Source organism: Microbacterium sp. NPDC091676 (genome assembly GCF_044756645.1).
Classification (GTDB): Bacteria; Actinomycetota; Actinomycetes; order Actinomycetales; family Microbacteriaceae; genus Microbacterium; species Microbacterium paraoxydans_D.
The window spans coordinates 94,654-117,439 of record NZ_JBIVTI010000002.1; the positions used below are offsets into that span (position 1 = coordinate 94,654).

At 71.7% G+C, this 22,786-nt stretch carries 21 protein-coding genes; 10 read left to right on the forward strand and 11 right to left on the reverse strand.

The features are described 5' to 3' along the window. The first annotated feature begins 18 nt into the window (after window positions 1-18). Genes ACIQID_RS13570 through ACIQID_RS13580 form a run of 3 tightly spaced genes read left to right on the forward strand, consistent with a single transcriptional unit; the run spans window position 19 to window position 2,785 of the window. Window positions 19-852, forward strand: coding sequence for a purine-nucleoside phosphorylase (locus ACIQID_RS13570; RefSeq protein ID WP_400286025.1), 834 nt, complete (start codon window positions 19-21; stop codon window positions 850-852). Beyond that, complete coding sequence (locus ACIQID_RS13575; RefSeq protein ID WP_400286028.1) at window positions 849-2,519, forward strand: phospho-sugar mutase; 1,671 nt, start codon at window positions 849-851, stop codon at window positions 2,517-2,519. The genes ACIQID_RS13570 and ACIQID_RS13575 overlap by 4 nt, the downstream gene beginning before the upstream one ends. Window positions 2,520-2,521: 2 nt before the next feature. Further along, complete coding sequence (locus ACIQID_RS13580) at window positions 2,522-2,785, forward strand: HPr family phosphocarrier protein (protein ID WP_312675203.1); 264 nt, start codon at window positions 2,522-2,524, stop codon at window positions 2,783-2,785. A gap of 3 nt (window positions 2,786-2,788) precedes the next feature. Here the strand turns inward: ACIQID_RS13580 and ACIQID_RS13585 are convergent, their stop codons facing one another. Then, entirely contained in the window at window positions 2,789-4,711 is a 1,923-nt protein-coding gene (locus ACIQID_RS13585; protein ID WP_400286032.1) for a BglG family transcription antiterminator, read from the reverse strand. A gap of 163 nt (window positions 4,712-4,874) precedes the next feature. Here ACIQID_RS13585 and ACIQID_RS13590 point away from each other — a divergent pair, with 163 nt between their 5' ends. The 7 genes from ACIQID_RS13590 (at window position 4,875) to ACIQID_RS13620 (ending at window position 11,149) form a co-directional block, all read left to right on the forward strand. Next, window positions 4,875-5,192 (forward strand): PTS sugar transporter subunit IIB, encoded by a 318-nt coding sequence (locus ACIQID_RS13590; protein WP_060923562.1) that lies wholly within the window; start codon window positions 4,875-4,877, stop codon window positions 5,190-5,192. Beyond that, a complete protein-coding gene (locus ACIQID_RS13595; protein WP_071329668.1) occupies window positions 5,189-5,470 on the forward strand; it encodes an HPr family phosphocarrier protein in 282 nt (93 codons plus the stop codon). The genes ACIQID_RS13590 and ACIQID_RS13595 overlap by 4 nt, the downstream gene beginning before the upstream one ends. Then, on the forward strand, window positions 5,467-7,152 hold the full coding sequence (ptsP, locus tag ACIQID_RS13600) for a phosphoenolpyruvate--protein phosphotransferase (protein ID WP_400286039.1): 1,686 nt from the start codon (window positions 5,467-5,469) through the stop codon (window positions 7,150-7,152). Before ACIQID_RS13595 ends, ptsP begins: the two co-directional genes overlap by 4 nt. Continuing rightward, window positions 7,149-8,783: a PTS mannitol transporter subunit IICB gene (locus tag ACIQID_RS13605; protein ID WP_312675208.1), complete on the forward strand. Its 1,635-nt coding sequence runs from the start codon at window positions 7,149-7,151 to the stop codon at window positions 8,781-8,783. Before ptsP ends, ACIQID_RS13605 begins: the two co-directional genes overlap by 4 nt. Beyond that, a complete protein-coding gene (locus ACIQID_RS13610; protein WP_025105671.1) occupies window positions 8,780-9,214 on the forward strand; it encodes a PTS sugar transporter subunit IIA in 435 nt (144 codons plus the stop codon). Before ACIQID_RS13605 ends, ACIQID_RS13610 begins: the two co-directional genes overlap by 4 nt. Continuing rightward, window positions 9,211-10,365 (forward strand): mannitol-1-phosphate 5-dehydrogenase, encoded by a 1,155-nt coding sequence (locus tag ACIQID_RS13615; RefSeq protein WP_400286048.1) that lies wholly within the window; start codon window positions 9,211-9,213, stop codon window positions 10,363-10,365. The genes ACIQID_RS13610 and ACIQID_RS13615 overlap by 4 nt, the downstream gene beginning before the upstream one ends. An 85-nt stretch (window positions 10,366-10,450) precedes the next feature. Then, the gene (locus ACIQID_RS13620; protein WP_400286051.1) at window positions 10,451-11,149 is read left to right on the forward strand and encodes an alpha/beta hydrolase; all 699 of its coding nucleotides are present in this window, start codon (window positions 10,451-10,453) and stop codon (window positions 11,147-11,149) included. On the opposite strand, the gene ACIQID_RS13625 is transcribed toward ACIQID_RS13620, so the two are convergent. The 10 genes from ACIQID_RS13625 to ACIQID_RS13670 all read right to left on the reverse strand — a co-directional run bounded on the left by ACIQID_RS13625 (window position 11,146) and on the right by ACIQID_RS13670 (window position 22,640). Then, window positions 11,146-12,015 (reverse strand): carbohydrate kinase family protein, encoded by an 870-nt coding sequence (locus ACIQID_RS13625; protein WP_400286054.1) that lies wholly within the window; start codon window positions 12,013-12,015, stop codon window positions 11,146-11,148. The two genes, ACIQID_RS13620 and ACIQID_RS13625, sit on opposite strands and share 4 nt — an antisense overlap. Window positions 12,016-12,042: 27 nt before the next feature. Then, the gene (locus ACIQID_RS13630) at window positions 12,043-13,149 is read right to left on the reverse strand and encodes a polysaccharide deacetylase family protein (protein ID WP_400286057.1); all 1,107 of its coding nucleotides are present in this window, start codon (window positions 13,147-13,149) and stop codon (window positions 12,043-12,045) included. Between the two features lies 1 nt (window position 13,150). After that, window positions 13,151-14,266 (reverse strand): adenosine deaminase, encoded by a 1,116-nt coding sequence (locus tag ACIQID_RS13635; RefSeq protein WP_400286060.1) that lies wholly within the window; start codon window positions 14,264-14,266, stop codon window positions 13,151-13,153. Between the two features lie 48 nt (window positions 14,267-14,314). Beyond that, window positions 14,315-15,628 (reverse strand): thymidine phosphorylase, encoded by a 1,314-nt coding sequence (locus ACIQID_RS13640; RefSeq protein ID WP_400286063.1) that lies wholly within the window; start codon window positions 15,626-15,628, stop codon window positions 14,315-14,317. After that, the gene (locus ACIQID_RS13645; RefSeq protein ID WP_136051707.1) at window positions 15,625-16,023 is read right to left on the reverse strand and encodes a cytidine deaminase; all 399 of its coding nucleotides are present in this window, start codon (window positions 16,021-16,023) and stop codon (window positions 15,625-15,627) included. Before ACIQID_RS13645 ends, ACIQID_RS13640 begins: the two co-directional genes overlap by 4 nt. Window positions 16,024-16,051: 28 nt before the next feature. Beyond that, the gene (locus tag ACIQID_RS13650) at window positions 16,052-17,335 is read right to left on the reverse strand and encodes an ABC transporter permease (protein ID WP_396654670.1); all 1,284 of its coding nucleotides are present in this window, start codon (window positions 17,333-17,335) and stop codon (window positions 16,052-16,054) included. Further along, the gene (locus ACIQID_RS13655; protein ID WP_292789986.1) at window positions 17,335-18,642 is read right to left on the reverse strand and encodes an ABC transporter permease; all 1,308 of its coding nucleotides are present in this window, start codon (window positions 18,640-18,642) and stop codon (window positions 17,335-17,337) included. Before ACIQID_RS13655 ends, ACIQID_RS13650 begins: the two co-directional genes overlap by 1 nt. Beyond that, on the reverse strand, window positions 18,639-20,153 hold the full coding sequence (locus tag ACIQID_RS13660) for an ABC transporter ATP-binding protein (RefSeq protein ID WP_312675219.1): 1,515 nt from the start codon (window positions 20,151-20,153) through the stop codon (window positions 18,639-18,641). The genes ACIQID_RS13655 and ACIQID_RS13660 overlap by 4 nt, the downstream gene beginning before the upstream one ends. Before the next feature lie 105 nt (window positions 20,154-20,258). After that, window positions 20,259-21,377 (reverse strand): BMP family ABC transporter substrate-binding protein, encoded by a 1,119-nt coding sequence (locus ACIQID_RS13665; RefSeq protein WP_312675220.1) that lies wholly within the window; start codon window positions 21,375-21,377, stop codon window positions 20,259-20,261. Window positions 21,378-21,524: 147 nt separating this feature from the next. Continuing rightward, window positions 21,525-22,640: a mannose-1-phosphate guanylyltransferase gene (locus ACIQID_RS13670; RefSeq protein WP_060921492.1), complete on the reverse strand. Its 1,116-nt coding sequence runs from the start codon at window positions 22,638-22,640 to the stop codon at window positions 21,525-21,527. Window positions 22,641-22,786 lie beyond the last annotated feature (146 nt).

The following is a 22,786-nucleotide window of genomic DNA, read 5'->3' on the forward strand; positions in this document are numbered from 1 at the left end:
ACTTCCTAGAGTGGATCCATGCCTGAAACCCACAGCAACCCCCTCGACGACCCCACTGCGAACCCGTTCGAGGTCGCAGCCGAAGCCGCCGCCGACATCGCGCGGCTGACCGGCGTCGAGAAGCACGACATCGCCCTCACGCTCGGCAGCGGCTGGGGCAAGGCGGCCGACCTCATCGGCGAGACCGTCGCGACCATCCCCGCGACCGAGGTCACCGGATTCTCGAAGCCCGCCCTGGAGGGCCACGTCGGCACCCTGCGCAGTATCCGGACCCCCGGCGGCAAGAACGTCCTCGTCATCGGCGCCCGCACGCACTACTACGAGAACCACGGCGTCCGCCGGGTCGTCCACAGCGTCCGCACCGCCGCCGCGACCGGAGCCGGCATCATGGTCCTCACCAACGGCGCGGGCGGCATCCGCGAGACGTGGAAGCCCGGGCAGCCCGTGCTGATCAGCGACCACATCAACCTCACCTCGGACTCCCCCCTGGAGGGCGCGACGTTCATCGACCTCACCGACCTGTACGCGAAGCGCCTGCGCGACATCGCCCGGACGGTCGACCCCACGCTCGACGAGGGCGTCTACACGCAGTTCCGCGGCCCGCACTACGAGACCCCGGCCGAGGTGCAGATGGCGAAGCACATCGGCGGCCACATCGTCGGCATGTCCACCGCGCTCGAGGCGATCGCCGCGCGCGAGGCCGGCATGGAGATCCTCGGGTTCTCGCTCATCACGAACCTCGCCGCCGGCATCCAGCAGACGCCGCTCAGCCACGCCGAGGTCATCGAAGCCGGCCGCGAGGCGGAGCCGGTGATCTCCGCCCTGCTGGCCCGGGTGGTCGAGGCCCTGTGAGCGAGGAGCGGCTCGCCCAGGCCCGCGCCTGGCTGCGCCAGGACCCCGACCCGCAGACCCGCGACGAGCTCGCCGGCATCGTCACCCGCGCCGCCTCCGGGGACGAGGCCGCTGCGGCGGAGCTCGACGACCGCTTCGGCAGTCGTCTCGCGTTCGGCACGGCCGGGCTCCGCGGCGCGCTCGGGGCGGGAAGCAACCGGATGAACCGGGTGCTCGTCTCCCAGGCCGCCGCGGGCTTCGCGGCGTACCTGCGCGAGCGGGCCGCGGGGGCGACGCCGACGGTCGTGATCGGCTACGACGGACGCCGGAACTCCCGGGTGTTCGCCCAGGACTCCGCGGAGCTGTTCGCCGGGGCCGGCCTGCGCGCGATCCTGCTCCCCCGCCTGCTGCCCACCCCCGTGCTGGCCTTCGCCGTGCGGCACCTCGGCGCCGACGCCGGCGTGATGGTGACCGCGAGCCACAACCCGCCCGACGACAACGGCTACAAGGTGTACCTCGGCGGCGCGGATGCCGGCTCGCAGATCGTCGCTCCCGCCGACGCCGAGATCGCCGCCCACATCCAGCGGATCGCGGACAGCGGGGACGTCCGGGCCCTGCCACGGTCCACCGCCTACGAGACCGCGGGCGAGGACCTCGTCCAGGCCTACGTCGCCGCCACCGCAGCGGTCGCCCCGGCGCCCGCGGGGGCCCGCCGCCTGCGCTGGGTCTACACCGCGATGCACGGCGTCGGCTGGGAGACGGTCGCCCGCATCGTCGATGCCGCCGGCTACCCGCGGCCGATCGTGGTCGACGAGCAGCTGCATCCGGACGCGACGTTCCGCACGGTGTCCTTCCCCAACCCGGAGGAGCCGGGGGCCATGGATCTGGCGTTCGCCACGGCCAGGAAGGCGAAGGCGGACTTCATCCTCGCGAACGACCCGGACGCCGACCGCCTCGCGGTGGCCGTCCCCGACGAGACCGCCGCGGACGGCTGGCGACGTCTCACGGGCAACGAGGTCGGCCTGCTGCTCGGCGCGCGTGCCGCGCGGCAGGCGGCGGGCACCCCCGGCGCATCGCTCGCGTGCTCGCTCGTCTCCTCCCCCGGGCTCGGCGCCATCGCCGCGCAGCACGGGCTGGACTTCCACGAGACGCTCACCGGCTTCAAGTGGATCTCCCGGGCCCCTGGCATCGTCTTCGGGTTCGAGGAGGCCCTGGGCTACCTCGTCAATCCCGAGACCGTGCGCGACAAGGACGGCATCTCCGCCGCGGTCGCCGTGCTCGGCCTGGCCGCCGAGGCGCAGGAACGCGGGCTCACCCTCGCCGACCTCATCCGCGAGGTCGGCGAGACGTACGGCCACTTCTCGAGCGCCCAGGTGTCGGTGCGGGTGTCGGACCTGTCGCTCATCGGCACGGTGATGCTGTCGCTGCGGTCGCTTCCGCCCACGCAGATCGCGGGGCGTTCGATCGCGTCGGCCGAGGACCTGCTGCAGAGCGCTCCGGGGCAGCCCTCCGGCGACGTGCTGCGGTACCGGCTCTCGGACGGATCCCGGGTGATCGTCCGGCCGAGCGGCACGGAGCCGAAGCTCAAGGTCTACATCGACGCCACGGGGGATTCCGCCGAGGCGGCCGCCGCGGCGGTCGCCGAGCTGGAGGCCGGCGTCCGCGTCCTCCTGGACGAGCGCTCCTGACCATGCCCGCCCGCCACGTCGTCGTCAGCGCCCACAACGGCGTGCACGCACGACCGGTCGCGGAGCTCGTGCGCCTCGCGCAGGCGCACGAGCTCCCCGTCACGCTGCGCACCGCGGACGGCACGTCCGTGGACCTGCGCAGCGTCCTCGCGGTGATGGACCTCGCCCTCGCGCCCGGCGACGCCGTGACCCTGGAGACGCCGGCCGGCCCGGCCTCGGAGAGCGTCCTCGACCAGCTCGCCCTGGTGCTCGCCCCCGACGCCTGAGCCTCAGCCGTCGATCACGGCGACGAGCTCGTCGAGGAAGCCCTCGAAGGTCGCGCTGCGTCGGACGATCCGCTGCACGCTCTCGCGCTCGCTGAACACCTCCACGAGCTGCTCGAACACGGTCTGGAAGGCGGCGCGGTCGCTCTCGCTGAAGGCGGCCAGCGCGACGACCTGCACGCGTCCGTCGCCCCAGGCCGCCGACCCCTCCGCGACACCGAGCGCGATCGCCGTCCGCGCCGCGGTCATCTGCAGCGCGTGCGGCACGGCGAGCGCGTCGGTGAAGGCGGTGGAGGACATGCGCTCCCGGACGATCGTGTTCTCCACGTAGTCGTCGCCGATCAGGCCGGCCCGCACCAGGGGCGCGCCGAGTCGCCGGATGATGGCCTCCTCGCCGTCGTCCGGGAGGGGATGCACGAAGGCGTCGGGGTGGAAGTAGCGCGCGAGCTCCTCCCGGAGCCGGGCGAGCCGTCGCCCCCGGCGCAGGCGCCCTGCGGCCTGCTGGATGCGGTCGACGTCCGCGTCGGTGAGGAACGGCTGGATGCGCACGAAGCGGTCGCCGGAGGCCCCGGGCTCGATCGTGCTCAGCACGAGGTCGGTGTCGAACGACGCCCAGTCCGGGTCGACGTTCGTGACGACGCTGGTGACCTCGATCGCGGAGCCCAGCGAGCGGTCCACGCTCGAGCGCAGGAGTTCGTGGAGCTCGTAGTAGCCCGGGCAGACGATGGTCGCGGTGAGGATGGACTCCGCTTTGCGGCTCCGTTCCAGCCGTCCCCCGACGTGCATCGCGATGTAGGCGATCTCGTCGTCGTGGATGGGCGTGCCGAGTCGGTCGTGCAGGCCGCTCGCGATCGACACCGCGACCTCGAAGATCATCGGGTACGTCGTCTTCAGCGAGCGGGTCAGCGGATTCCGGGTGAGCGCGCTCTCCTCGGCACGGCGCAGAAGGTTCTGCACGTGCAGCGCGAGACGGAGCACGAAGGTCTCGTCGACGAGGTCGACGCGGTAGTCCTCCGCCGCCCGCGCGATCTCCGCGCGGACCGCCGCCTCCACGTCCGGGGCGACGCCGCTGCGGGCGAGCTCCTGCGCCACCTCGCCGCCCGGGGCGACGATCCTGGTGAGGACCAGGGAGGCGAGGTGACCGCTGTCGCCCTCGCCCAGGACCACGGCGAAGTGCTCGGCCGCGAGGCGGGCGATCACCGCGCCCACCCGCGGGATCTCCGGTCGGGCTCCGACCGGCGGCGCGTCGAGGGCGCGCCCGGCGGCCACCCGCTCGGCGGCGATCGCGATGTGCAGCAGGACGTCGGCGATCGCGAGCTCGTTGACGTAGTAGCCGAGCTCGCCGAGCTCTCCCACCAGGGCGGACTTGAAGGGTCCCACCGCCCGCGCATCCACCGCCGTGCCGGAGAGGGCCCGCCGGAAGATCTCGGGGTGGAACGAGGCGTCGTCCATCTCGTCGTGGGCGAGGCGGCTGAGCAGCCGGCGCTGGGCGGCCTCGTCGCCGCGGAGCCGCACCCGCTCGCGGGCCCGTTCGAGCGTGAGGTCGGTGCCGTCGAGGAGCCCGCGGACGCGCACGAGATCCGCCTCCAGGGTCGCCTCGCTCACGTGCAGGGCGTCCGCCGTGTCGAAGACGTCGATCCCCTCCTCCTCGTCCAGCAGCAGCCGGACCAGGGCGTGCAGCCGTTCGCGGGGCGCGGAGTCGCCGCCCTGCCGGACCCGGAGCGCACCGCGGGCACCGGGACCCGCCCGATAGCCCGCCGGGCCGGACTCGACGACCGCGGCGCCGGGCGTGCGGGCGTTCAGGGCCGCGACGTAGGAACGGATGCTGCGGGGCGTCACGCCGAGGAGGTCGGCCAGCGTGCCCGCGGTCGCCCAGCCCTCCTCGCGCAGCAGGGCGGCGAGGAGCTGGTCCTGACGCTGGCGCGACATGATCCCTCCGAGTTCCCGTGCTGACGGCACTGTCCGACTGCTCTCCATGATGACAGCCTCCGGCGACAGGGGCGCGGCGAGGAGGGTTCCGCGGGGGCGGAAGAGAACGTGTTGGTGCCACCGTGGCCGGGTTTCCCAGACTGTTCTCAGGAAGGTGACATCGATGAGGATTCTCGTGGTCTGCGGCGCCGGTGCGTCGAGCACGTTCGTCGCCCAGCGCCTGCGCACCGCCGCCGCGGCGGCGGGACTGGACTGGGACGCGGACGCCGGTGTCGAGAGCACCGTCCCCGTCGGCGGACACGACCTCGTCCTCGTGGGTCCGCACCTCCGTGAGCGCCTCGGCGCCATCCGCGACCTGACCCGCGCGCCCGTCGCGGTCCTGCCCGACGACGTGTTCGCCGATCGCGACGGCGGCCGCACGCTTCTCCTCGCCCAGTCGACCCTCGCCGCCGCCGGCGGGGCCCCGAAAGGAACACCATGACCGCCACCCGCACCGTCCGCATCGGCTCTTCGCACGGACTGCACGCCCGGCCCGCCAAGATCTTCGCGCAGGCCGCGAAGGACTCCGGCCTCGCGGTCACGATCGCCAAGGATTCCGGCAAGCCGGTCAACGCCGCGAGCATCCTCGGGGTGATCGCCCTGGCCATCGAGCACGGCGACTACGTGACGCTCACGGCCGAGGGCGACGGCGCGGAGGGGGTCCTGGATACGCTCACCGAGCTGCTGACCACCGACCACGACCAGGACGCCGCCGGATGAGCGCGCTGCGAGGGGTGGGGATCGGTCTCGGCGTCGCGCAGGGACCGGTCGTCCGCATGACCGAGGCGCTGCCCGCGCCCGAGAACACGCCGAGCACCGCGGGGGCTGATGCCGAGCGCGCGCGGGTCCGCGAGGCCGTCGCCGTCGTGGCGCAGGAGCTGACCCAGCGCGGCGAGGCCGCCGGTGGCGCGGCGCAGGAGGTGCTCGAGGCGCAGGCGATGATCGCCGAGGACCCCACTCTGCAGGACGAGGTCGACAGCAGGATCGACGCCGGCGCCACCGCGGAGTGGGCCGTGCACGACGCGTTCGCCGGCTTCCGGGCCACTCTCGAAGCCGTCGGCGGCTACCTCGGCGAGCGCGCCGCCGATCTCGACGACATCGCGCAGCGGGTGCTCGCCCGGCTGCGCGGCGTGGAGGCCCCCGGCGTGCCCGACCCGGGGCACCCGTTCGTCCTCGTGGCGCGCGACCTCGCGCCCGCCGACACCGCGCTGCTGAACCTCGACCAGGTGCTCGCCCTCGTCACCACCGACGGCGGCCCGACCTCCCACACGGCGATCCTCGCCAGGGAGAAGGGCATCGTGGCCGTGGTCGGCGTCGGCGACGGGCACGCCCTGACGACCGGGGAGACCGTGATCGTCGACGCGGCCGCGGGCGTCATCACCCGCGAGCCGACCGACGACGAGCGCGCCCGCGCCGCCGAGCGCGCCGCCGCCCGGCTGGTCGCCGACGACGCCCCGCTCACCCCCGGCGCGCTCGCCGACGGCACAGCGGTCGCGCTGCTCGCGAACCTGGGGAAGCCGGCCGACGCCGCCGACGCGGTGGCTCGGGGCGCCGAGGGCGTCGGCCTGTTCCGGACCGAGTTCCTGTTCCTCTCCGCGTCGCAGGCGCCGACGGTCGCCCAGCAGCGGGACGCCTACCGCGAGCTGCTGGAGGCCTTCCCCGGCAAGAAGGTCGTCGTGCGGATGCTCGACGCGGGTGCCGACAAGCCGCTGGCCTTCCTCAACGACGCACACGAGGAGAACCCGGCCCTGGGACTGCGCGGCCTGCGGGCACTCCGCGCGAGCGAGGACATCCTCCGCGAGCAGCTGACCGCGCTGGCCGAGGCCGACGCCGCGACCGACGCCGACCTGTGGGTCATGGCGCCCATGGTGGCCACCGTCGAGGAGACCGTGTACTTCACCGGCCTCGCCCGCGAGTACGGGCTGAAGACGGCCGGCGTCATGGTCGAGGTGCCCTCCAGCGCCCTGCTCGCCGACCGGGTGCTCGCGCACGCGGACTTCGCGTCGATCGGCACCAACGACCTCACCCAGTACACGATGGCCGCGGACCGGCTGCTCGGTTCCGTCGCGTCGTTCCAGGACCCCTGGCACCCCGCGGTGCTGCGCCTGGTGCGCGAGGTCGGCGCGGCCGGCGCCCGTCTCGGCAAGCCGGTCGGGATCTGCGGCGAGGCGGCGGCCGACCCGCTGCTCGCCGTCGTCCTCGTGGGGCTCGGTGCGACGAGCCTCTCCATGGCGCCGTCAGCCCTCGCGGACGTCCGCCAGGCGCTCGCCGCCCGTACTCGCGACGATGCCGTCCGCCTCGCGGAAGCCGCGCTCGGCGCGGACGACGCCCCCTCCGCCCGCACCGCTGCGGCGACCCTCGCCGCGGCACTCCCCCCTCATCAGAAAGAGACCACATCATGACGACGACGTCACCCGCCGCCACCGCCCCCGGCGGCCTCCGCGTGGGCGTGCAGCGTTTCGGCACGTTCCTCTCCGGCATGATCATGCCGAACATCGCGGCCTTCATCGCCTGGGGCTTCATCACGATGCTCTTCATCCCGAAGGGCTTCTTCGGGGCAGAGAGCCCGTTCGGCTGGCACTGGGCCGGCGTCGCCGAGATCGTCGGCGGCGGCGGCGACTCCGCCGTCCTCGGCTGGCAGGGCGCGATGACCGCGGTCGCCGAGGGCGCGGACGGCAACATCCTGGCCTACGTGGGCCTGGTCGGCCCGATGGTCACCTACCTGCTGCCCCTCCTGATCGCGAACACAGCCGGACGCATGGTCTACGGCGAGCGCGGTGGCGTGGTCGCCACGATCGCGACCGTCGGCGTGATCGTCGGGACGAACATCCCGATGTTCCTCGGCGCCATGATCATGGGCCCGATCGCCGCCTGGATCATGAAGCAGGTCGACAAGCTGTGGGACGGCAAGATCCGCCCCGGCTTCGAGATGCTCGTCAACAACTTCTCCGCCGGCATCCTCGGCATGATCCTCGCCATCGTCGGGTTCTTCGCCTTCGGCCCGGTCATGCTCGGCATCAGCGCCGCGCTGGGCGCCGCCGTGGACTGGCTCGTGTCGCTCAACCTGCTGCCGCTCGTGTCGATCATCGTCGAGCCGGCCAAGGTGCTGTTCCTCAACAACGCCATCAACCACGGCGTGTTCACGCCGCTGGGTATCGAGCAGGCCGCCGAGACGGGCAAGTCGATCCTCTTCCTCATCGAGGCGAACCCCGGCCCCGGCCTCGGTCTGCTGCTCGCCTTCACCTTCTTCGGGGTCGGCGCGGCGAAGGCCTCCGCTCCCGGTGCCGCCATCATCCAGTTCTTCGGCGGCATCCACGAGATCTACTTCCCCTACGCGCTCAGCAAGCCGACCACGATCCTCGCGCTCATCGCGGGTGGAGCGGCCGGTGTGACCACCAACATGGTCCTCGGCGGCGGACTCGCCTTCCCGGCGGCCCCGGGCAGCATCATCGCCGTGACCGCCGCGGCCATCGGCCCCGGCGTCGCCAACCTCCTCGTCGTCTACCTGTCGGTCATCATCGCGGCGACCGTGACGTTCCTCATCACCGGGGTCATCCTGCGGGCCTCGCGCAAGCGCGACCTCGCTGCCGAGGGCGACACGTTCGGCGCGGCCATCGCGCAGACCGAGGCGAACAAGGGCAAGTCGTCCGCGGCGATGGACGCCCTGCGCACCTCGACCGCGACGACGGCTCCGGAGACGACGCCGGCTCCCGCCACCACCGCGGTCGCGGCGGCCCCGATCGAGACCATCGTGTTCGCGTGCGATGCCGGCATGGGCTCGTCCGCCATGGGGGCCAGCGTGCTCCGCAACAAGCTGAAGAAGGCCGGCATCGAGGGCGTCACCGTCACGAACGCCGCCATCGCCAACCTCGACGGCGCCGCCGACGTGGTCATCACGCAGCAGCAGCTCACCGACCGGGCCACGGCGAAGTCGCCGGACTCCCTGCACGTGTCGGTGGACAACTTCATGAACTCGCCGAGGTACGACGAGGTCGTCGAGATGGTCAAGGAACAGCGAAAGGACGAAGAATGAGCGTTCTCACTGCCGAGCAGGTCCGCATCCACCCGGGAGGCGCGTCGCGGGACGACGCGCTCCAGGAGGCGACGGACATCCTCGTCGCCGCCGGTGCGGTGACCCCGGCGTACGTCGACGCGATGCGCCAGCGCGAGGAGACCGTGTCGACGTACATGGGCAACGGGCTGGCCATCCCGCACGGCACGAACGAGGCGAAGGACGCCATCCTCGCCTCGGCCCTCTCCGTCGTCCGCTATGACGGCGGCGTCGACTGGGACGGCGAGCAGGCGCGGTTCGTGATCGGCATCGCCGGTGTCGGCGACGAGCACCTCGACATCCTGTCCCGCATCGCGATCCTCTTCTCCGAGGAGGACGACGTCGCCCGGCTGGAGGCGGCGGCGACGCCGGACGAGCTGTTCGCTCTCCTCTCGGAGGTGAACGAGGGATGAAGGCGGTCCACTTCGGGGCGGGCAACATCGGGCGCGGTTTCGTCGGCCTGCTCCTGCACGAGGGCGGCTACGAGGTCGTGTTCAGCGACGTCGCCGACGCGCTCGTGGAGGCGATCGACAGGGCGGACTCGTACACCGTGCACGAAGCCGGCCCCGGAGGGACCGACCACGTCGTCTCCGGGTTCCGTGCGGTGAACAGCCGCACGGACCCCGCCGTGGTGGCGGAGGAGGTGGCGACGGCCGACGTCGTCACGACCGCCGTCGGCCCCACCGTGCTGCGGTTCGTCGCCCCGTCGATCGTCGCCGGACTCGCGCTGCGCTCCCCCGAGGCCGCGCCGCTGCAGGTGATGGCCTGCGAGAACGCCATCGGCGCCACCGATCAGCTGCGGCAGGAGATCGTCGCCGCGGCGGGGCCGGATGCCGATACGCTGCTCGGCCGCGCCGTGTTCGCGAACACCGCCGTCGACCGGATCGTGCCCGCGCAGCCGGAGGGCGGCGGCATCGACGTCACGGTGGAGCCGTACTTCGAGTGGGCGATCGAGGCCCGGCCGTTCGGCGACACCCCGCCGCGCATCCCCGGCGCCCACTTCGTCGACGACCTCGCACCGTACATCGAGCGCAAGCTCTTCACGGTGAACACCGGTCATGCCGCCACTGCGTACTTCGGTGCACGGGCGGGCATCGAGCGGATCTCGGACGCCCTCGCGGACGAGGCGATCGCCGCGCAGGTCTCCGCGGCGCTGGAGGAGACGTCTGCGGTGCTGGTCGTCGAACACGGTCTCGACCCGGCGGATCTCGCGCGGTACCGCGCGACCATCCTCGAGCGGTTCCGCAACCCCGCGCTCGTGGACACCGTGCAGCGCGTCGGCCGTCAGCCGCTGCGGAAGATCTCCCGGCACGAGCGCTTCATCGGTCCCGCCGCGATGGCGGCCGAGCACGGACTGTCGACGGACGCCCTGGTGGCGGCCGTCGCCGCCGCGCTGGAGTTCGACGACCCCGCCGACGAGCAGGCGGTCGAGCTGCAGACCCTGCTGCGCACCGAGGATGCCGGCGGGTTCACCGTCCGCACCACGGGCCTCGATCCGGAGCACCCGCTCTTCGCCGCCGTCCGCGACGCGGTGGCGCTCCGTCAGGCGGCACTCGCCGGCTGAGAGGACGCGGCGTCCGGGCGGGAGTAGCGTTGCTGCTGTGCAGCAGAAGCCCCGACGCCGCGTTCTGAGACGAGTCCTGTGGAGTGTGGCGATCGTCCTCCTCCTCGCCGTCGGCGGCATCCTCGTGTGGAGCCAGGTCGGCGTCATGGCCGCGGAGCCCGAACCGCTCGCCGCCGTCCGGGAGAACCCCGCGATCACGGTGACCGATGCCGAGGAGGGGATCGTCCTGGAGCCTGCGGACGGCGCGTCCGACCGCGGACTCGTCTTCATCCCGGGAGCGAAGGTCGACCCCTGGGCCTACGCGTCGATCCTCCAGGGACTCGCGGAGGAGGGCACCACGGTCGTCATCACCCGGCCCTGGCTCCATCTGGCCTTCTTCGATCCGCGCGGCCTCGACTCGTTCACGAGCGCCGCGCCCGACGTGGACACCTGGGCCGTAGGCGGCCACTCCCTCGGCGGGGTGCGCGCCTGCCAGCTCGCGACGGACGCCGACGCCCTCGTCCTCTTCGCCTCCTACTGCGCGACCGACCTCGCGCACACCGACCTCCCGGTCCTCAGCGTCTCCGGCAGCGAGGACGGCCTCTCCACACCCGAGAAGATCGCGGACGCCCGGTCCGAGCTCCCCGCGGACGCCGAGTTCGTCGAGATCGACGACGCCTCCCACGCCTCCTTCGGCGACTACGGCCCCCAGTCCGGTGACGGCACCGCGACCATCGACGACGAGGAGATGCACGCCGAGGTCACCGAGGTCGTCGGCGGCTTCCTGGAGCAGGTCGCACCCTAGGCCGCCCGCGGATCCCCGAGGATCGGGTCGAGCAGCGGATGCAGGTGCCGGGTCGTCAGCACTCCGGCCGCCGAGCGCGCACCCGCCGAGAGCGCCGGTGCCAGGTCCGCACCCGCCAGCCGCGCATCGAGGACTCCGGCCAGGAACGCGTCGCCCGCGCCGTTCGTGTCGACGACGGTGGCCGGCAGCGCAGGCACCCGCAGCTCGGCCCCGTCCGCCCCGACCGCGACCGCTCCCTCGGCACCGAGCGTGCACACGGCGAACTCCGCTCCGTCCGCGACGACGGCGCGGAGGAACTCCACAGGCGCGGCCAGCCGATCCGCGTTGCAGAAGACCGCCGCGGCCGCCGCCAGGAACGGCCGGTGGTACGCGTCGACGCCGTCGTAGTCGTGCACGTCGACCCAGAGCGGCGTGCCGCTGGCCGCCGCGAGCGGGAGCAGCCGCCGCGGCTCTGCGGCCAGATCGAGCACGACGGCGTCGGCGGCGGCCATCGCCGTGGCGTACGCGGCGTCCTCCGTCCCGGTCGTCTCCGCCGGCGTGGAGAGGTACAGCGACACCCGGTCACCCTGCGGAGTCATGAGGTTGAGGTGCCGCTCCGTGGTTCCGTCCGTCCACTGGGCGACCACCCCGGCCGCCTCGAGTGCCGCACGCACCCGGAGCCCCTCCTCGTCCTCCCCGGCGACGGCATGCAGCACCACGGATCGGCCGAGCGCCGTCAGGCTCAGCGCCTTGCCCGCACTCGTGCCGCCGACCGTCTCCCAGCTCGCCTGCGCGAACTGCATGTGCGGCACGGGCTCGGGGAGACGGTCGAGGAGGACCATGCGGTTCCAGGAGGCGGGACCGGCGAGGAAGACGGAGGCGGGCATGCCCTCATCCTCGCGCGTGACGGGTGGTCACCCGATGCGCGACACCAGGGCTTCCAGCCCCATCCCGTAGTCGATGCGCACGACGGGGAGGGCGAGCTTGTCCGTCCCGATCACCACGTACCCGGGGTCGATGGTCCGCGCCAGCTCGTAGCCGGCCTGCCGGACCCCCTCCTTCGCCGTGTCGTCGTAGTGGCCGAACGGGTAGGCCACGACCTCGCGGACGCCGAGCACGTCCCCCGACGTCGCGAGATCGGCGGCGATCTCCGCGGGCGTCCAGTTGACCATGCGTCCCCTGCCGTCGTCGCCGGCCTGATGCATGTCGTGGGTGTGCGAGCGCCGCTGGACCCACGGCGACGGCGCGGGGTCCTGACGGTAGGCCGTGACCATGAACGAGGTGCTCAGGAGCCGGTGCGCGTCCACCACGGGCACCGCGAGGTCGAACCACGTCTGATCGGCGTCGTCGTCGGTGATGATCACGCTCCGCGCCGGGAGGGAGAGCCGCCCGTCGATGAACGCGCTGAGCTCGTCCCAGGTGGGCAGATAGAAGCCGGTGCTCGCGATGTGGGCCATGTGCGCCTCGAAGTCGCCGATGTACGCGTAGTTGCCGCGGAGCCACCCGCTCTCCCCCGCAGGGTCGGCCGTGAACTGGTGGTACATCAGGATGGGCACGCGCACGCCCTCGGCCGCGTTCTCCTCGGGCGTCTTCCAGGCCGCGAAGAGCTCCGTCTGCTGCTGTACGCACGCGACGGGATCCGCGCCGTTCACCCGTGCTTCCACCGTGAAGGCGGTGGCGGCGTCGCTGCTGGTGTACCAGCCCGCGAACACCCGGCCGTCGAGCTGCGGGATCGGCAGCCCCCGGTACGGCTCGTCCTGGAGTTGCAGCATCGGCGCCGTCGGTGCCCCCTCGCCCCGGAACGTGACGGCGCACGCGCGGGGATCGTCCGCGTCCGCCAGGATCTGCTGCGACGGCGTGAGCGGGGGCGTCGTGACGGTGCCCTGAGCCTTCGGGACCCGCTCCTCCGGCGCGCGATGCAGCCCCGCGAACGCCGCCACACCCCCTCCGACGATCACGACGGCGACGAGCGCGCCGATCAGGCCGGCTCGTGAATGCGACGACCTCCCCCCGGAGCGCATGTCAGGCGTCGAAGCCCTCGGCGATCATCTCCACGAGCTCCTCCCTCTCCTCGACGGGGAGGAAGGCCGCAGCGGCGGCGTTGAACTGGAAGGCCTCGAGGTCGTCGAGGTCGTACTCGAAGGTCTGCACGAGCAGGGCCAGCTCCCGGGTGAGCGAGGTCGCGCTCATGGTGCGGTTGTCCACGTTCACCGTCACCGCGAAGCCGAGCTGGTAGAGCAGGTCGAACGGGTGATCGGCGAGCGTCTTGCCCCAGGCGGCGACGGCGCCGGTCTGCAGGTTCGACGACGGGGAGAGCTCCAGCGGGATCTCCCGGTCGCGCACCCAGCGCGCGAGGTCGCCGAAGCGCACCTGCACCTCGTCGCCCTCCTGCGTGACGACCTCGAGGTCCTCGGCGATCCGGACGCCGTGTCCGAGGCGGAGCGCACGCCCGTCCAGCAGGGCCGAGCGGATCGAGGCGAGCCCCGCCGCCTCCCCCGCGTGCACGGTCACCGGGAAGAAGTTCTCGGCGAGGTAGTCGAAAGCCGCGCGGTGGTCCGACGGCGGGAAGCCGTCCTCGGGACCGGCGATGTCGAAGCCCACGGCGCCGCGCCCGCGGAAGTCCACCGCGAGCTCGGCGATCTCCCGAGCGCGGTCGGTGTGCCGCATGGCGGTGAGGAGCTGCCCCACGCGGATGCTGCGGCCGTCGCGGTCCGCTGCGTCCTCGCCCTCCTCGATCCCCTGCTGGACGGCCTCGACGGCGTCCTCCAGGGAGAGACCTCCGCCCTGGTGCTGCTCCGGCGCCCAGCGCACCTCGCCGTAGATGACCCCGTCCGCCGCGAGGTCCTGGACGAACTCGCGCGCGACACGGGTCAGCCCCTCGCGGGTCTGCATGACGGCGGTCGTGAGCTCGAAGGTCTTCAGGTACTCCCCCAGCGATCCGGAGTCGCTCTTCGTCGCGAACCAGGAGCCGAGCGCCGCCGGGTCGGAGGCGGGGAGGTCGAGACCGATCGCGTCGGCGAGCTCGATGATCGTGGCCGGACGCACGGCGCCGTCCAGGTGGTCGTGCAGCGACACCTTCGGCAGGCTCCGCAGGGAGACGCCCTGGATGGCGACGTCGCCGCTCGCATCGATCGACATGGGGATCCTCTCGGTCGCGGGGTGTTCGTCCAGGCTAGCGCCCGGGCCTCACGCCGTGATGCGCTCGCGGACGATCGGCCCCACGGTCGGCGCGTCGGCGCCGAGCTCCCAGGCCCCTTCGAGGGCCTCGATGGCTCGGGGGAAGCGCGCCTCGTCCGCCGCCGACAGGGTGAACAGCGGCTGCCCGGCGGACACCCGGTCACCGGGCTTCGCGTGCAGGTCGATGCCCGCCTCGAAGATCACCGGGTCCTCGGCCCGCGCCCGGCCGGCGCCGAGGCGCCAGGCGGCGATCCCGAAGGGGAGCGCGTCCATCCGGGTGACGATGCCGTCCGCGGGAGCCGTGACGACGTGCGTCTCCCGCGCGACCGGGAGGGCCGCATCGGGGTCGCCGTCCTGGGCGCGGATCATCGCTTTCCAGGTGTCCATGGCGCGGCCGTCGTCCAGCGCCGCCTCCACGTCCGCATCGGGCTGGCCGGCCAGCGCGAGCATCTCCCTGGCGAGCGCGATGGTCAGCTCCCGCACGTCGGCGGGTCCTCCGCCGGCGAGGATCTCGACCGACTCGCGGACCTCGTTCGCGTTGCCGATCGCGCGGCCGAGAGGGACGTTCATGTCGGTCAGCAGCGCCGTGGTGGCGACGCCGGAGTCGGTGCCGAGCGCGACCATCGTGCGGGCGAGCTCGCGGGCGCGGTCGATGTCCTGCATGAAGGCGCCGGAGCCGAACTTCACGTCCAGGACGAGGGCGTCGGTCCCCTCGGCGATCTTCTTCGACATGATGCTGGAGGCGATCAGCGGGATGGCCTCCACGGTGCCGGTCACGTCGCGGAGCGCGTAGAGCTTCTTGTCGGCGGGAGCGAGACCGGAGCCCGCGGCGCAGATCACGGCCCCGACGTCACCCTGCATCTGCGCGAACATCTCCTCGTTGCTGAGCGCCGCGCGCCAGCCGGGGATCGACTCCAGCTTGTCGAGCGTGCCGCCGGTGTGGCCGAGGCCGCGGCCGCTGAGCTGCGGGACCGCCACGCCGAACGAGGCCACCAGCGGGGCCAGCGGCAGGGTGATCTTGTCGCCGACGCCGCCGGTGGAGTGCTTGTCCACGGTCTTCTTGCCGAGGGTCGCGAAGCTCATCCGCTCACCGGACGCGATCATCGCGTCGGTGAGCACGCGGATCTCGTCGCGCTCCATGCCGCGCTGGAAGATCGCCATCGCGAAGGACGCCATCTGCGCGTCGGACACGTAGCCGCGCGTGTAGGCGTCGACCATCCAGCGCAGGGCCGGCTCGGGCACGATGCCCCCGTCGCGCTTGGCACGGATCACGTCGACCGCGTCGAACGGCTCGATGGCTCCCTGAGCCTGTCCAGCGGTCATCGTGCTTCCTCCAGGTCGCGCGGCCCGAACGCATCGGGCAGCACCTCGTCGATCGTGCGGATGCCGGAGACGGTCTCCAGCAGCATGCCGGGTACGGCGTGCTCGAACAGCAGCTGCCGGCACCGGCCGCAGGGCATGATCGTCTCGCCGTCGTTGTTCACGCACACGAAGGCGACGAGCTGCCCGCCGCCGGACATGAACAGGTCTCCCACGAGCGCGCACTCCGCGCACAGCGTGACACCGTAGGAGGCGTTCTCGACGTTGCAGCCGGCGACGATCCGCCCGTCGCTGACGAGAGCCGCCGCCCCCACGCGATAGCGCGAGTACGGCGCGTACGCCTTGGTCATGGCATCCGCGGCGACCTGGCGCAGCTCGTCCCAGTCGATGTCCGTCATGGTGGTGGTTCCTTCTTCCCTGCGGGTTCTACGACTTGATGTACGGCTTGCCGCTGGCGGCAGGGCCCCGGATCTGCCCGGCGAACCCGGCGACCGCGAGCAGCGTGACCACGTACGGGAGCATGAGCATGAACTCGCCGGGGATCGGCGTCTTCAGGATCGACAGCAGGTTCTGCAGGTTCGTCGCGAACCCGAAGAGCAGGGCGGCGAGCGTCGCGCGGATCGGGTCCCAGCGTCCGAAGATCACCGCGGCGAGGGCGATGAAGCCGAGTCCGGCCGTCATCTCCTTGCCGAACTGCGGGACCGAGACGAGCGTGAAGTACGCGCCGCCGATGCCGGCGATCGCGCCCGCGAGCAGCACGTTCCAGAAGCGGGTCGGGTTGACCCGGATGCCGACCGTGTCGGCCGCCTGCGGGTGCTCGCCGACCGCGCGGAGGCGCAGACCCCACTTGGTGCGGTACAGGCCCCACGCGACGACGGCCACGGTGATGAACATGAGGTACACGATGAAGGTCTGGTTGAAGAGCACCGGACCGATGATCGGGATGTCGCTCAGCACCGGGATCTCGATGCGCGAGAAGCGGACCGGGGTGTTCAGCTCGGTCTCGTTCGGGGCGAGGAGCGCGCCGTAGAGGAATCCGGTGAGCCCGGTGACGAGGACGTTGAGCACGACACCGACGATGACCTGCTCGACGAGGTACTTGATGGCGAACGCCGCCAGCACGCTCGCGACGAGCACGCCGCCGATCATGGCGCCGATGAGGCCGACGAAGGCGTTGCCGGTGATGCTGGAGAGCAGCGCCGCGGAGAAGGCGCCGAGGAGCAGCTGTCCCTCGATGGCCACGTTGACGACACCGGCCCGTTCGCCGATGACGCCGCCGAGCGCGCCGAACACGAGGGGCACCGACAGCGACACGGCGCCGAAGAGCAGGCTCGTGACGGGGACGAGGCCCCCGGCTGCGGCCCAGACGAGGAACGCGAAGACGGCGAGCACGCCATAGCCGACGATGAGCCAGATCGACGGCGCACGGTAGGTCCATGCCCGGAGGAAGGCCCCGACGGTGAGGACGACGAGCACGGCGAAGACCACCCAGAAGGTCGGCGCAGTGGGCAGCTCCACGTCGGGGAGCTCGAAGGCCGACGTGCGGTCGCCGAGGCGGAAGGTGCTGATACCGCTGCGCGGCACGGCGAGGAACAGCACCGCCAGCAGCGCGGTGACGACCGCGAGGCTGATCGGCGCCTTGAGGTGGCGCTCCCGGACGGTGGCGAGCTGCACCGTGCCGTCGGCGGCTTCGGTCTGCACCAGCGACATCATGCCGTCACCGCCTTCTTCGCGGCCTTGGCTCTCGCCTTGGCCGCCTTCTCTGCATCGGACTTGGGGAGGAAGAACACCGTGCGCAGCAGCGGCGGCGCGGCGATGAACAGCACGACGAGCGACTGCACGACGAGCACGATGTCGACGGGGATGTCCTGCGCCTGCATCGAGAACGAGCCCGCCTTGAGGGCACCGAACAGGATTCCGGCCGCGAAGGTCCCCCACGCGCGGCTGCGTCCGAGGAGGGCGACCGTGATGGCGTCGAAGCCGATGCCGGCGTCGATGGTCTCGGTGACCCCGGTGGTGACGGCGCCCTGAAGCTGGTTCATCCCGGCGAGGCCGGCGAGGGCACCCGCGAAGAGCATCGCATAGACGTAGACGCGCTTGACGCTGATGCCCGCGGCGCGAGCGGCGTGCGGGTTCTCCCCCACCGCGCGCATGCGCATGCCCAGCGAGGAGCGCTCGATGAGCCACCACACGAACACCGTCGCGATGACCACGATGACGAAGCCGAGGTCCAGGAGCGGGAACTGTGGGCCGAGCAGGGTCGGGAACTGCGCGCTCTCCGGCGTGGCCGAGCCCAGCGCCTGGTTGGTCCCCGGCTTCTGCAGGAGCCCGGGCGTGCGGATCATCCACAGCAGCAGGTAGTACGCGATGTAGTTGAGCATGATCGTGAGGATCACCTCGTGCGCGCCCGTGCGTGCCTTGATGAGACCGGCGATGCCGCCCCAGAGCGCCCCGCCGGCGATACCGGCCAGCAGGGTGACGGGGAGGTGGAACCAGATCGGCAGGTCGAGGTTGAACGTCAGCAGGGCCGCGACCGCGACGCCGACGAGCATCTGACCGCGGGCACCGATGTTGAACAGGCCGACGCGGAAGGCGAGGGCGACGCCCAGGCCGGCGGCGATCAGCGGAGCCGCGAAGCCCAGCGTGTTCGTCAGCGGCCGGATCTGCGCGGCGAAGTCGGCGCCGCGGGCGTTGAAGATCGCTCCGCGGAACAGCGCCTCGTACCCGTTGTAGACCGCGTTCCAGGCCGCGACGAACGTGTCGCTCGGCTTGGCGAAGAAGTACCCTGAGGCCTTCTGCACGTCTTCGTTGGTGAAGGCGATGAGGATGCCGCCGACGATGAGCGCGAGGACGATCGCCAGGATCGTCGTGACCGCGCTGCCGCGGAGGATCTCCTTGAGCACGACGTTGCCGCGCGGGGCCGGGGGCACCTCGTCCGCGAGGCCCGTGCTGGGCGGGAGCTGCTCGGGAGGCAGGCCCTTCGTGACGTCTCCTGCACCGGGTGTCGCGCCGCTCACGCGGTCACCTCCGCATCGGCCGCTCCGGCCATCATGAGTCCGAGTGTCTCCCGGGGCGTGTCACCGGGGACGATGCCGACGATGGTGCCGCGGTACATGACCGCGATCCGGTCGGCGAGGGCGGCGACCTCGTCGAGCTCGGTCGAGACGACGATCACGGGGATGCCCGCGTCCCGCGTCTCGATGATGCGCTTGTGGATGAACTCGATCGAGCCCACGTCGACCCCGCGGGTCGGCTGCGCCGCGACGAAGAGCCGCAGCTCGCGGCTCATCTCGCGCGCGATGACGACCTTCTGCTGGTTGCCTCCGGAGAGGGTGCCCGCGGGGGTGTACGGACCCTGCGTGCGGATGTCGTACTCCGCGATGCGCTCCTTGGCGAAGTCCTCCAGGGCGCCGCGACGGAGCGTCCCGGCCCGGCTGAAGGCGGGATCGTCTGAGCGGTCGAGGATGAGGTTCTCGGCGACCGAGAATCCGGCGACGAGGCCGTCCTCGGTACGGTCCTCCGGCACGAACCCGACGCCGGCGTCGAGGATGCCGCGGACGCTCTTGCCCACGAGTTCGGTGCCGTCGAGGATGATGTTCCCCTCGACGCGGGCGGCGAGGCCGACGATGGCCTCGACGAGCTCGGTCTGGCCGTTGCCCTGCACACCGGCGACGGCGAGGACCTCGCCCGGTCGCACGGTGAAGTCGACGTCGTCGACGACGATGGCGCCGGTGGCGGTGAGCACGCGGAGGTTGCGGACCTCCAGGCCGCCCTCGCCCAGCCGCGGAGCCTCCTTGTGCACGGTCAGCTCCACCGCGCGGCCGACCATCAGCGAGGCCAGCTCGGCGTTGGTGGCGGTCGGCGAGGCCTCCCCCACCACCCGACCGAGCCGGACGATCGTGATGCGGTCGGCGACCTCGCGCACCTCGCGCAGCTTGTGCGTGATGAAGACGATCGCGGTGCCCTCGTCCCGGAGCTGGCGCATGATGGCCATGAGCTCGTCGGTCTCCTGCGGCGTCAGCACCGCGGTGGGCTCGTCGAAGACGAGGACCTTGGCATCGCGGGACAGCGCCTTGATGATCTCCACCCGCTGCTGCACGCCCACCGGCAGGTCGCCGACGACGGCGTCCGGGTCGATGTCGAACCCGAACCGCGCGGCGACCGCGCGCACGTGCTCACGGGCCTTCGCGATGTCCAGCGTGCCGAGGCCCTTGGTCTGCTCGTGACCGAGCATGACGTTCTCGGCCACCGTGAACACCGGCACGAGCATGAAGTGCTGGTGCACCATGCCGATGCCGGCGGCCATCGCATCGCCGGGGCCGCGGAAGTGCTGCACGGCGTCGTCGAGGAGGATCTCGCCCTCGTCGGCCTGATACAGGCCGTAGAGCACGTTCATCAGCGTCGACTTGCCTGCGCCGTTCTCGCCGAGGAGAGCGTGGATCTGACCAGGTTCGACCACGAGATCGATGTGGTCGTTCGCCACGAGGCTGCCGAATCGCTTGGTGATGCCGCGAAGTTCGAGCTTCATATCTGCACCTTATCCAGAAGAGTCACCGAGGAGAATCGTCGCCGCCCACAGTGCGGGGCGAGTGGCAGCCTGCGCCACTCGCCCCGTGCTGGGTACGGCTCCGACTCAGCGGGTGGGAGAGTTCTCGGACTCCACCTTGATGTCACCGGAGATGATCTGCTCCTGGAGAGCGGCCAGCTCGTCCGTGAGGCCCTCGGGCAGGTCCGCCTCGAAGTCGCCGAAGCCGGAGAGCTTCACGCCCTCGTTCTCGAGCGTGCCGATGTAGGGCTCCGGGTCGAACTCGCCCGCGGCGGCCGCGAGCGTCGCGTCGCGGACGGCCACGTCGATGGCCTTCATGATCGAGACGAGCGTGATGTCGGCGACGCTGGGGTCGGCGACGGCGAGGTCGCTGTCGACGCCGAGCATCAGCGTGTCCTTGCCGCTGTCGTTGATCGCCGCTGCGGCGCTCTGGTAGACCGGGCCGCCGACGGGGAGGATGACGTCGACACCCTGGTCGAGCACGCCCTGAGCGGTCTGCTTGGCCGTGTCGTTGGCGTCGAAGCCGCCCGTGAAGGAGCCCTTCTGGGTGGCGGCGTCCCAACCGAAGACCTGGACGTCGGCCGACTTGTCCTCGTTGTACTTCTCGACACCGAGCTGGTAGCCGTCCATGAAGACGGCGACCGACGGGATCTGCATGCCGCCGAAGGTGCCGACCTTGTTCACGCCGGCCTCTGCGGACCAGGCGGCCGCCGCGTAGCCACCGAGGTAGGCGGCCTGGGCGGTGTCGAAGACGAGGGGCTTGATGTTCGGCGCGTCGGTGGTGCCGTCGAAGTCGTTGTCGGCCCAGTCGTCGATGATCGCGTAGTCGATCTCGGGGTTCGCGAGCGCGGACTCGACCGTGGCGGCGGACAGCTTGAAGCCGACCGACACGATGAGGGAGCAGCCCTCGGAGACGGCGGTCTCGAGGTTCGGGGCGTAGTCGTTGTCGTTCGCGGACTCGAACTCCAGCGGCTTGATGCCGAGCTCGTCGGCGGCGCTGTCCATGCCCTCCTTGGCCGACTGGTTGAACGACTTGTCGTTCCAGCCGCCGGCGTCGGAGATGAGGCAGGGCTTGAAGTCGGAGTCGACGGGGGCGGATCCGCCCTCGGACTCGTCGGTCGGCGCCTGACCGCAGCCGGCAAGAGCGAAGACGACACCGGCGGCGACCGTCGCGCCGAGCAGCTTCTTGGTGGTGGAGATGGTCACGGATGCCTCCCTCAACGAACCCGCGGCCATCGCGGATCGATCAAAGTTACCTAGTGTTTCGACGTTCGTGCACGTCGGCCCCGGGCGGCCGGGCCAATGGTTACAAAGCTGAAATCAACCCTGCCGATGAGCACGGGGCGGTGCTCATCAGAGCACATCCCCCTGTCCGTTGAGTTTCAGCGACTCCACCACGCCCTTCACCCGCTGCGCGTTCTCGACTGTCGTGACCAGGAGCGCGTCCGGGGTGTCGACCACGACGATGTCCTGCACGCCGACGAGGCTGATCACGCGGGTGGTCTGGCTGACGAGGATGCCGCTGGCCGCGTCGGTGAGCACCCGGGCGCGGGGTCCGAGGACGGCGAGGTCGTTCTTGCGGCCGTTCGTGATGAGCTTCGTCAGCGAGGCGAAGTCCCCCACGTCGTCCCAGTCGAAGTGCCCGGGGACCACCGCGAGGCGTCCGCGCCGCGCCGCCGGCTCCGCGACGGCGTAGTCGATCGCGATCTTCTTCAGCCGCGGCCAGATGCGGTCGACGGCGGGCCCGCGGAGCTCCCGGTCGTCCCAGGCCTCGGCGAGCTCGAGCAGGCCGGCGTGCAGCGCGGGCTCGTTGGCCGCGAGCTCGTCCAGCAGGACGCTCGCCTTCGCGATGAACATGCCCGCGTTCCAGAGGTACGTGCGCTCGGCGAGGTAGGCCTTGGCCGTCTCCAGATCCGGCTTCTCCACGAAGCTCTCGACGAGGGCCGCCTCACGGGCGCGCTCCACGACCAGCTCCGGCCCCTTCTTGATGTAGCCGAAGCCGACCGCCGGCTCCGTCGGCGCGATGCCGATCGTGCAGATGTAGCCCTCCCTGGCGACCTCGACGGCGTCGCGGACGGCGAACTCGAAGACCCGCGTGCCCCGGATGACGTGGTCGGCGCTGAACGAGCCGATGATCACGTCCGGGTTGCGCCGGTGCAGCACGGCCGCCGCCAGCCCGATCGCCGCCGCGGACTCGCGGGGCTCCGATTCCAGGAAGACGTTGAGGTCGGCGATGCCCGGCAGCTCCGCCTCCACCGCCGCCCGGTGCGCACGCCCGGTGACCACCGCGATCCGGTCCGGACCGGCGAGCGGCTCCAGACGGTCCCACGTGTCGCGCAGCAGCGAGTGGCCGGACCCGGTGAGGTCGTGCAGGAACTTCGGGGCGTCCGCCCGGGACAGCGGCCACAGCCGACTGCCGATGCCGCCGGCAGGGATGACCGCGTAGAAGTCTTCGATCGGCTCGCTCATGCAGGCCAGCGTAGCGGCGGGCCCGACTTAGGCTCCCCTTCGTCGCCCGGGGCGTCCGCGCGGGAATAGGATGGACACCGATCGGGCGTGCCTGACCCTCCTCCAGGCCAGATGTGGACGAAGCAGCGCACGCGACCGAAACACAT